The following is a 10387-nucleotide window of genomic DNA, read 5'->3' as shown; positions in this document are numbered from 1 at the left end:
GTGCCGCCGGCGCGCAGCGCACAGTTCTCCCAGCACTCCGGGGTGATCAGCAGCTGGATCCCTTCGCCGATCACGTCGGCGGCGAAGTAGCCGAACATGCGCTGGGCCGCGCGGTTGAAGAGCACGATGCGCTGCTCGCTGTCGCCGACGATGATGGCGTCCTGCGCCGTCTCCAGGATGGCCCACAGCCGCTGCTCCAGGGACCGCACGCGGGCGGCGGCATGTTCGCGGTCGGCCAGCATGCGGCCGACGCGTTCCAGCAGCACCTCCTCCGAAAACGGCTTCTGCAGGAAGCCCTGCGCGCCCTTGCGCAGCACGCGCGCCTGCAGCGCGTAGTCGTCGGCCCGGGCCGTGAGCATCAGCACCGGCACCTCGCCGAGCGTGGGCGCGCGCCGCATGCGCTCCAGCATCGCCTCGCCGTCCATGACCGGCATCATCAGGTCGAGCACCACCAGGTCGGGCGCGGGCCCGCGCAGCGCCACGTCCAGCCCCACCTGGCCGTCGGAGGCGGTCTCCACGCGGTAGCGGCGGGCCAGCGCCTGCGCGACGAAGGCGGCCATGTCCGGATGGTCTTCCACCACCAGGATGCGCGGCCGGTCGGCGCCGACCTGGGGCAGCGGCACGGGCGCTGCGATGCCCCTGCGCGCAGGCCGCAGCGCCGTCTCCGGCAGGGGGGACAGCGGCGCTTCCAGCACCGCCGTGCCCGCCGGCGCGCGCAGCGGCAGCCGTACGCGGAACAGGGCCCCGCCGCCCGGTGCGCCCCCCAGCGAGACGGTGCCGCGCTGCAGATGGGTGAACTCGCGCACGATGGCGAGCCCCAGGCCGGTGCCGCCGGGGGCGCTCTCGGCGCTCTCGTGGGCGCGGCGGAAGCGCTCGAAAACCGCCTGCCGCAGCGCCGGCGGCACGCCGGGGCCGGTGTCCTGCACCACCAGCAGCGCCTGGTCGTCCTGCGCGGCCAGGGTCACCCGCACGCGGCCCGGCGCCGGGGTGAACTTGAACGCGTTGGACAGCAGGTTGAACAGGATGCGTTCGACCTTCGGCGCGTCCACGTCCGCCACGAGTTCGGGCGGGGTTTCCACGGTGAGGGTGACGCCGGTGTCGTGCGCCGCGGAGTCGAAACAGCCGCAGACCATCCGCACGAGCTGGGCCAGGTCGGTGCGCGCGTAGTCCACCGGCATGCGGCCGGCGTCCAGCCGCGCCATGTCCAGCAGGTCGTTCACGCGCCGCAGCAGCGCCTGCGCGCTGCGCTCGATCACCTCGAGCTCGCGGTGTTCCTCGCCCTGCGCAGGGCAGCGTTGCAGCAGCCGCTGCACCGGTCCCAGGATCAGGGCCAGCGGCGTGCGCAGCTCGTGGCTCACGTTGGCGAAGAAGCGCGAGCGGGCGGCGTCGGTGTGGCGCAGCGCGTCGCTCAGGCGCTGCTCGATGCGGTAGCGGCGATGCACCAGCGCGGTCATGGCCAGCAGGGCGAGGGCGGCGAAGGCCGAGACCAGGCCGGGGAGCGCCAGCCGGTGGCGCCAGCCGGCCATGACGGCGTCGACGCCGACGGCATGGACGATCATCACCGGGTAGCCGGCCAGGCGCCGGAAGGCCACGATCCGCTCGCGGCCGTCGAGGCCGGCGGCCATCCGCAGCGGGCGCCCGGGCTGTTGCAGCGCGGCCGGCAGCGGAGCGAAATCCGGCGGCGATGGCGGCGCGGCCACGGGCTCGGGCAGGGGCGGGTGGCGCGCAAGCACCACGCCGTCGTCGCGCACCAGCGCCGTGTCGGGCACCAGTTCGGGCGAGAGCGCCTGCCACTGGCGCGCGAATTCGTCGACATACATGGCCGAGAGGGCCACCCCCAGCAAGCTGCCGTCAGCGCGCTCGAGCCGGCGCGTGAGCGCGAACTGCAGCCGGCGATCGGTGCGGCCGATCAGCGGCCCCGAGACGAACCAGGCGCTGCGCCCCTTGGCGAGGTGGTGCTGGAAGTAGTCGCGATCGCGGACGAAAGGGCCCGCCGGCGGCGGGACGGGGCTGCTCGTGGCCAGCCCGCGGCCGTCCGGCCCGAAGACCCACAGCCTCTGCACCGAGGCCGAACTGCGCTCGACCTCCGCGAGGAACCGGTGCAGCTGCGCGGCGTCCTGCGGCTGCTGCCGGCCGGCGCTCTCCTCCACGTACTGCGCGGTGCGCTCCAGCGCGCCGGCGTTGATCTCGAACACCTTGAGCGCGTGCTCGTGCAGGATGCCGGTGGCCTGCTCCACCCGGTGGTACGCGTCGTCGAACACCTCCTCGCGCGCCTGCCAGGCCATGAAGCCGAACAGGGCGGCGGGAACCGCGAGCGAGGCCGTGAACAGCAGCGTGGTGACGGGCAGCATGGCGGGCCGGGGCGCGGAACTGCCCGCAAGCCTACGCCGGTGGTGCGGCCGGATCTTGCGCGCAGTCAAGATCCATGCGCCGCGCGTCGCAGCTTCGCATCGGGCCCGGCGCCGGGCGAGCGGCCCGACGCGGCCTGGGACCGTGGCCTGCTCGCGCCTTTTCGCGGGCACTTTGGTGCCGACTGCAGCCCTGCGAATTGCGGGCCTCGGCGCGGCACCTCAAGATGCAGGCTGCCCTGGCGCAAGCCGGGGCCGCGGGAGTCGGCGTGCGGCTCGGGCAAGTGACGGGGACGCGCGTGGAGCAATCCGCCGAGGCGGCTGTGCGGGATGGGAACGGGGCGCGCGAGGCGCGGCACTTCGTGCTGGGCTTCGACCTGCTGCGCTGGTTCTCGATCGCCAGCCTGGTCGCGCTGATGCCGGTGGCGGCCTCGACGGGGGCGGTGATCTCGAACTTCGTCACCCGCCAGGCCCTGCAGCGCGACGGGCTGCTCACCGCGCAATTCATTTCGGGCTTCCTGGCGGTGGAGGCGGCGCAGATCGGCGCGGCGAGCCTCGTTCCCTTCCTGGATCCGCGTGCCGAGACCTGGTCGCAGGGGCTGTCGCCGGCGGACGTGGACCGCGCCCGCGCGCAGGCCTTCGAGCACCTGGAGCAGTTGCCGGACGTGCTGCTGGTGAACGTGTATGCCCGCGACCGCCGCATCGTCTGGTCCACCAACGCCGCCCTGATCGGCGAGACGGTGATGGACAACGGCGAACTGGCCGAGGCGTTCCGGCTGCGTCCGGACATCGCGTTGCACCACCCCTCCGGTTCGACCCGCTCGGAACAGCGCTTCGTGGTGGAACCGCAGGAGTTCTTCATCGAGAACTACGTTCCGCTCACCGGGCCGGATGGCGAGGTGCAGGCGGTGGTGGAGGTCTACAAGGAACCCGGACACCTGATGGCCTCGATCCGCGCCGGCCAGCGGCTGGTGTGGGGCACCACGCTGGTCGGCGGCCTCTTCATCTACCTCGGCCTGTTCGGCATCGTGCGGCGCGCCTCGCGGGTGCTGCGGCACCAGCAGCGGCAGCTGGTGCAGGCGCAGTCGCAGGTCTTCGCCGGCGACATGGCGCGCGCGCTGGCGCACAGCCTGCGCAACCCGCTGGGCAGCGTGCGCTCCAGCGCGGAACTGGCGGGCTGCAGCGACGACGAGATGGTGCGCAAGCATGCGCAGGACATCCTCACGCAGGTGGACTTCCTGTCGCACTGGATCCGCGACCTGCTGCTGTACTCGCACCCCAGCGGAGGCAACACCGAGGCGGTGGACCTGTGTTCCGTGCTGGAAAGCGTGCTCGCCGCGTTCCAGCCGACCTTCGAGCGCGCCCGCATCGCGGTGCACTGGGAACGCGGCGTCCTGTGCCGCACGCCGGTGCAGGGCAACCGCGCGCTGGTACGCCAGGCGCTGCACAGCGTCGTCTCCAACGCGATCGAGAACATGCCTGGCGGCGGCGAGCTGCACATCGCGTTGCAGCTGCCCGCCGCGGCCGACGGCATCGAGCTGGCGGTGAACGACAGCGGGGCCGGCCCCGGCGTCGCGCCGCGCGCGGCACGCGACTCCGGCTTCGGCGCCGGGCTGCCGATGCTCAGGCGGGCGATGGAGCGCTTCGGCGGCGCGGTGGCGATCTCGACCGCCCCGGGCGGCCGGACGCAGGTGCTGCTGCGTTTCAGTGTGCAAGGGCCGGCGGACGAGCCGCACGGAGCTGCCCGGCTTCCTGCATGATGGCGGTCTTCAGGAGGAAGACCATGGAACATCCCGATCCCGAAACCCCGGCCGCAACGGCGGAGCCGCGCAACGCCTTCCTGGAAGAGAAGGCCTTCAAGTCGCGCACGGTGCTGCTGTTCGGCGCCATCACCGACCAGAGCGCCAGCGACATCGCCCGCCGGCTGGTGGCGCTGGACGCCGATTCGGCGGCGCCGATCGACATGCTGGTGAGCTCGCCGGGCGGCCACCTCGAATCCGGCGACGCCATCCACGACATCATCCGCTTCATCGCCGCGCCGGTGAACATGATCGGCACCGGCTGGGTCGGCAGTGCCGCCACCCACCTGTACCTGGCGGTGCCGAGGGAGCGGCGCTTCTGCACGCCCAACACGCGCTTCCTGATCCACCAGCCGTCCGGCGGCGCCGGCGGCCCGGCCAGCGACATCGCGATCCACGCGCAGGAGATCATCAAGGCGCGCGAGCGGGTGGCCCGCACCATCGCCCGCGAAACCGGCCGGCCGCTGGAAAAGGTGCTGGAAGACATCGAGCGCGACCGCTGGCTCTCGGCCGAGGAAGCGATCGAATACGGCCTGGTGGGCCGCATCGTCACCTACAAGAGCGAGCTGAAGGCCTAGGAGACGGGGCCCCGGGCCACCGGGCGCAGGGCCATTTCCCTGCCTCCCGGCGCCTGGCGTGGAATAGTGGACGCCGGACTTTGTAATCCGGGATGGCCGGCGTTGTCAGTCGCGCCCGGGTTCAGTAGTCTGCGCGGTGCATGGAAGCCACGTAACACAGCTCCTGAAGGTGTTCACGCCATGCTTCGAGCCCGCCTTCGTGCGGGCTTCATTTTGGCCGGGCCCCGGCGGCTCAGCGTTCCTTGCGGGTGTGCTGGCGGCGCTGGTTGCCGGCGTTGCTGCTGCGGCTGTTGGCGTCGTTGCGCAGCATGCCGCGGGTGGTGAGGCCGCCGGTGCTGGCGCTGCGGCCGGGAGGCGCTTCCGCCGGCTGGCTGCGCAGGCCGCCGCCGCTGGCGCGGGCGCGTTCGCGCTCGCCGCTGGCGCGTTGCTTCTGCTGGGTGGCGCGGCCGCCTTCGCTGGGCTTGCGATTCGAGGGGGTGCGGGATGCCATGAGGGGAACTCCTTGTGCGATGGCGGGCCGGCCGCGGCGCGGCCGGTCCCTGGCTCGCATCTGGGGATGGCGCGCGGCGGCCCTGTAGGCGAGGCCGCGGCGCGTGCGTAGGAAGCGCGCTCAGGTGCTGCCGCGAACCACCAGCTCGAAGCCGAGGTCGAGGCAGGCCGGCGTGACGGCCACCCCGCGCATCAGCTTCAGCAGCATCTCGGCGCCGGCGGCGCCCATTTCGGCGCGCGGCGTGCGGATGGTGGTCAGCGGCGGCAGCATCTGGTCGCTGCCGGTGAGATCGTTGAAGCCGGCCACCGCCACCTGCTCGGGCACGCGGATGCCCAGGCGCAGCGCCGCCAGCAGGGCACCCTGGGCCAGGTCGTCGTTGCAGAAGAAGATCGCGTCCACCGGCGGGCTCTGGCCCATGATCTGCTCGAACATCACGCTGCCCAGGCCGATCGAGGAGGGCGCGGGGTTGAGCCATTCCAGCGTCGGCGTGTACAGCCCGTGTTCGCCCAGCGTGGCGCGCCAGCCCTCCAGCCGCTGCAGCGTGCGCGGATCGAGCTGCGCGGCGGCGAAGGCGATGCGGCGGCGGCCGCGTTCGAGCAGGTGGCGGGTCATCGCCACGCTGGCCTGCTGCTGCGACAGGCCCACGCTGTAGACGCCCTCGGCGTCCGACATTTCCATCAGGTGCACGCAGGGCACGCGGCTGGCGGCGATCAGGGCCCGGGTGCCCTCGCTGCGGTCCAGGCCGGTCACCAGCATGCCGGCCGGGCGGTGCAGCAACTGGCCGCGCAGGATCTGCTCCTCCTCCGCCGGGTCGTAGTGCGTCACCCCGATCAGCGTCTGGTAGCCGGCGCGGGTGAGGGTGCGCTGGGCCGCCTCGACCAGGTCGACGAACAGCGCGTTGGACAAAAGCGGCACCAGCAGCGCCACTTGCGTGCCGTGGCGCGAGGCCAGGGCCCGCGCGGCCGGATCGGGCACGTAGCCCAGGCGCTGCACCGCGGCCTGCACCCGCGCCACCAGGTCCGCCGCGACCGAGCGCTCGCCGCGCAGCGCGCGCGAGGCCGTGATCGGGCTGACGTTGGCGGCTTGCGCCACGTCGGCCAGGGTGACCCGGCCGGTGGCACGGGAGTGGGATCGCTTGGGTGACATGACTAGGGTTAACCCTGAACTAGAATGGCGGAGGAGGCGCTTAGGATAGCGCTGTCCAGAGGCGTTCGACAAGCCCGGCGTTCCCCTATCCGAGCAGGATGGGAGGGGCCCTGAAGCGGGTGGCGGGCGCCCTTTTTGTTTGCCGTTTGAGATAGCGCTATCCAGTGGGTGATCGGATCGTGATGATGGGCGTGGCCGGCTGCGGCAAGTCCAGCCTGGGGGTCGCAGTGGCGGCCGCCGAAGGCCTGCCGCTGATCGAGGGCGACGACTTCCACAGCGCCGCCAGCCGCGACAAGATGAGCCGCGGCATCGCGCTCACCGACGCCGACCGCGCGCAGTGGCTCGAGATCCTGGGCGGCCAACTGGCCGCGCATCCGCAGGGCGTGGTGCTGACCTGCTCGGCGCTCAAGCGCGCCTACCGCGAGCGGCTGCGCGCCGCGGCGCCCGGCCTGCGCTTCGTCTTCCTCGAGATCGACCGCGCCGCCGCGCAACAGCGCGTGGCCGAGCGCGGCTCGCACTTCTTTTCCGCCACGCTGGTCGACAGCCAGTTCGCCACCCTCGAATCGCCGGTCGGCGAGCCCGGCGTGCTGCGCGTGGATGCGCTCGCCCCGCTCGACGACCTGCAGCGCAGCGTGAGCGCGTGGCTGCACGGCAAGGAGCCTGCATGACCGCACCGCTCGCGCACGGGCGCTTCCAGCGCATCACCCACTGGCTGATGGCCGCCTGCCTGGGCGTGATGGCCATCGCGGTGTTCATCAACGTGGTGCTGCGCTACGGCTTCGGCAGCGGCATCGCCGCCAGCGAGGAGCTCTCGCGCCTGCTGTTCGTGTGGATGGTGTTCATCGGCGCGACCGCGGCGTATCCCGCGGGCGAACACATGGCCTTCACCTCGCTGGTGGGCCTGCTGCAGAAGCGGCCGCGCGCCCTGGCGGCGATGACGGTCCTGATCCGCCTGCTGGTGCTGCTGGCCTGCGTGCTGGTGGCCTGGGGCGCCTGGCAGCAGGTGATCGTGGGGATGGACAGCACTTCGGTGGTGCTCGGGTATCCGGTGGCGCTGCTGCCGCTGCCGGCCTTCCTGAGCTGCAGCGCGATCGGCGTGATGGCGCTGATCGAGCTGGTGCGCCGCCAGCCGCTGGACCTGGGCCACGGGGCGGAAGTGGAATGAGCACGATGAGCCCCGCACGGCCGCCCGGACGGGCTCGCACCGCAGTGCGCAGCACGGAGGTGTTCCTGTGACGCCTGAAGCGCTCGCCTTCCTCGTCTTCTCGCTCGGCATGCTGGTGCTGATGGGCGTCGGCATGAACATGGGCCTGGCGCTGGTGCTCACCGGCGCCGGCATGGCCTGGGTGCTCGGGTTCTGGGACACGCAGCTGCTGGCGCAGAACCTGGTGGCCGGCGTCGACAGCTTCCCGCTGCTGGCTGTGCCCTTCTTCATCCTGGCCGGCGAGCTGATGAACTCGGGCGGCATCAGCCGCCGCATCATCGACATGGCGCAGGCCTGGGTGGGCCACATCCGCGGCGGCCTGGGCTTCGTCGCGATCGGCGCCGCGGTGCTGATGGCGTCCATGAGCGGTTCGGCGCTGGCGGACACCGCGGCGCTCGCCACCATCCTGCTGCCGATGATGAAGAAGGAGGGCTATCCGCTCGCCACGTCGGCCGGCCTGCTCGCCTCCGGCGGCATCATCGCGCCGATCATCCCGCCGTCGATGCCCTTCGTGATCTACGGCGTCACCACCAACACCTCGATCTCCGCGCTGTTCCTCTCCGGCATCGTGCCGGGCCTGTTCATGGGCGCCGGCCTGCTGGTGACCTGGAAGCTGGTGCTGGGCAAGGTGGACCTGCCCGCGGGCGAACCCCTGCCGATGCGCGAGCGCCTGCGCGCCACCGGCAAGGCCTTCTGGGCGATGCTGATGCCGATCATCATCATCGGCGGCATGAAGACGGGCGTGTTCACGCCCACCGAGGCCGCCGTGGTGGCCGCCTTCTACGCGCTGGTGGTGGCGCTGTTCGTCCACCGCGAGATGAAGTGGCTCGAGATCGGGCCGGTGCTGGTGCGCGCCGCCAAGACGACGGCCATCGTGATGTTCCTGTGCGCCGGCGCCCAGGTGGCCAGCTACATGATCACGCTGGCCGACCTGCCGGCGACGCTGACCGGCTGGCTCGGCCCGCTGGTGCACAGCCCGCGCCTGCTGATGACGGTGATGATGATCGTGCTGGTGCTGATCGGCACCGCGCTGGACCTCACGCCCACGATCCTGATCTTCGGGCCGGTGATGCTGCCGATCGCGGTGAAGGCCGGCATCGACCCGGTCTACTTCGGGCTGATGTTCGTGCTCAATGGTGCGATCGGCCTGATCACGCCGCCGGTGGGCACCGTCCTCAACGTCGTGGCTGGCGTCGGCCGGCTGCCCCTGCACCACGTGATCAAGGGCGTGAACCCCTTCCTCGCGGTCTACGTCCTGATCCTGGCCCTGTTCGTCGCATTCCCGCAGCTGGTGATCGCACCGGTGGCGTGGATGCGCTGATTCCCGTTTCATCCAAAGAGAGAGGCATCCCATGCAAATCCTTCGTCGCACGATTCTCGCGGTGGCCGCCGGCGCCGCCCTGCTGGCCTCCAGCGCCGGCTTCGCCGCGGACATCAAGCCGCGCCTGATCCGCTTCGGCTACGGCCTCAACGAGCAGAGCAACCAGGGCCGCGCCGTCAAGTTCTTCGCCGAGCAGGTCGAGAAGGCCTCGCAGGGCAAGATGAAGGTGCGCGCCATCGGCGCCGCGGCGCTGGGCTCCGACGTCCAGATGCAGCAGGCCCTGATCGGCGGCGCGCAGGAAATGATGGTGGGCTCCACCGCCACCCTGGTGGGCATCACCAAGGAAATGGCGCTGTGGGACACGCCCTTCCTGTTCAACAACACGAAGGAAGCCGACGCCGTCCTCGACGGCCCGGTGGGCACGAAGGTGATGGACAAGCTGCAGGAGAAGGGCCTGGTGGGCCTGACCTACTGGGAGAACGGCTTCCGCAACCTCACCAACAGCAAGCGCCCGGTCACGAAGATGGAAGACCTGGACGGCGTCAAGCTGCGCGTGATGCAGAACAACGTGTACCTGGACTCCTTCAAGCTGCTGGGCGCCAACGCGGTGCCGCTGCCCTTCTCGGAGCTGTTCAGCGCGCTGGAGACCAAGACGGTCGACGGCCAGGAGAACCCGTACAACACCATCCTGTCCTCCAAGTTCTACGAGGTGCAGAAGTACCTGACGGTCTCCAACCACGTGTACAGCCCGTGGATCGTGACGGTGTCGAAGAAGTGGTGGGACGGCCTGTCGAAGGACGAACAGAAGATCCTGGCCGATGCGGCGCGCGCGAGCCGCGACTTCGAGCGCAAGGACACGCGGGAAGAGGGCGCCAAGGCGCTGGCCGACCTGAAGGCCAAGGGCATGCAGGTCAACGAGCTGTCGCCCGCCGAAGCCGGCCGCATGCGCGACAAGCTGGCCAAGGTGAACACCGAGATCGCTTCCAACGTGGGCGTGGCGCTGTGGAAGGAAACCCAGGGCGCGCTGGGCAAGATGCGCGGCGCGGCGAAGTAAGCTGCTGCCCCCCGAAAAAGCCGCCCTCTCCGGGCGGCTTTTTCGTCTTCGTCATTCCCGCGCAGGCGGGAATCCAGGGCTCCCGCATTCCGCGTCGACCGCTGCGTCCGTGCCGCGCTGCGTTCGTTGCCCCTGGTCCGGCACAGGCCGGGTTTGTCCGCCTCCTCCATGTCCTCCGGCGTGGATGAGCGCTCAGCCCCCACCTGTCGCCGCGCCCGCGCCTCCCCCTTTACTTCCGGAGGCGGACAAACCCGTCCTGCGCCTGCAGCGTGGGATGACGGGCGATCGGTCTCCGGAGGGCTTCGTGCCCTGCGCGTAAAACGGGGTCCCCGCCTGCGCGGGGACGACGAAGCAGGGGGCTGGTAAGCTTTCCGGATGGACCCGTTCAAGGCTTACCTGATCGAAGGCGCGGCGGAATCCGTGCGCGCCGGCTTCACGCAACTCACC

Annotated in this window: 9 protein-coding genes; 6 read left to right on the top strand and 3 right to left on the bottom strand. The window is 71.1% G+C overall.

Features of this window, described 5'->3' with window-relative positions; all coding sequences use genetic code 11:
• Positions 1–2351 (bottom strand): ATP-binding protein (locus VFM98_RS00080; RefSeq protein ID WP_325107840.1); only part of this gene is annotated, 2351 nt, incomplete at its 3' end.
• 266 nt (positions 2352–2617) lie between these two features.
• On the opposite strand from VFM98_RS00080, the gene VFM98_RS00075 reads away from it, so the two are divergent.
• Complete coding sequence (locus tag VFM98_RS00075; RefSeq protein WP_325107839.1) at positions 2618–4108, top strand: HAMP domain-containing sensor histidine kinase; 1491 nt, start codon at positions 2618–2620, stop codon at positions 4106–4108.
• Between the two features lie 23 nt (positions 4109–4131).
• A complete protein-coding gene (locus VFM98_RS00070) occupies positions 4132–4725 on the top strand; it encodes an ATP-dependent Clp protease proteolytic subunit (RefSeq protein WP_325107838.1) in 594 nt (197 codons plus the stop codon).
• Between the two features lie 232 nt (positions 4726–4957).
• On the opposite strand, the gene VFM98_RS00065 is transcribed toward VFM98_RS00070, so the two are convergent.
• Positions 4958–5215 carry a hypothetical protein gene (locus VFM98_RS00065; RefSeq protein WP_325107837.1) on the bottom strand — a complete coding sequence of 86 codons (258 nt, stop codon included), beginning with the start codon at positions 5213–5215 and terminating at the stop codon, positions 4958–4960.
• Positions 5216–5335: 120 nt separating this feature from the next.
• A complete protein-coding gene (locus tag VFM98_RS00060) occupies positions 5336–6361 on the bottom strand; it encodes a LacI family DNA-binding transcriptional regulator (RefSeq protein ID WP_325107836.1) in 1026 nt (341 codons plus the stop codon).
• A 185-nt stretch (positions 6362–6546) separates the two neighbouring features.
• On the opposite strand from VFM98_RS00060, the gene VFM98_RS00055 reads away from it, so the two are divergent.
• From VFM98_RS00055 to VFM98_RS00040, 4 genes are all read left to right on the top strand, one after another.
• A complete protein-coding gene (locus VFM98_RS00055; protein WP_325107842.1) occupies positions 6547–7029 on the top strand; it encodes a gluconokinase in 483 nt (160 codons plus the stop codon).
• Positions 7026–7526, top strand: a complete 501-nt coding sequence (locus tag VFM98_RS00050; RefSeq protein WP_325107835.1) for a TRAP transporter small permease — start codon at positions 7026–7028, stop codon at positions 7524–7526. Before VFM98_RS00055 ends, VFM98_RS00050 begins: the two co-directional genes overlap by 4 nt.
• A gap of 109 nt (positions 7527–7635) precedes the next feature.
• Positions 7636–8886 (top strand): TRAP transporter large permease subunit, encoded by a 1251-nt coding sequence (locus VFM98_RS00045; RefSeq protein WP_325107841.1) that lies wholly within the window; start codon positions 7636–7638, stop codon positions 8884–8886.
• 31 nt (positions 8887–8917) lie between these two features.
• Positions 8918–9940: a TRAP transporter substrate-binding protein gene (locus tag VFM98_RS00040; RefSeq protein WP_325107834.1), complete on the top strand. Its 1023-nt coding sequence runs from the start codon at positions 8918–8920 to the stop codon at positions 9938–9940.
• Positions 9941–10387: the final 447 nt, after the last annotated feature.

Origin of the sequence: Ramlibacter sp., from assembly GCF_035706265.1 — a bacterium.
In the GTDB taxonomy this organism is placed as follows: domain Bacteria; phylum Pseudomonadota; class Gammaproteobacteria; order Burkholderiales; family Burkholderiaceae_C; genus Ramlibacter.
The sequence above is the reverse complement of the archived record's forward strand: the minus strand, read 5'-3'. Positions and strand labels throughout refer to the sequence as shown.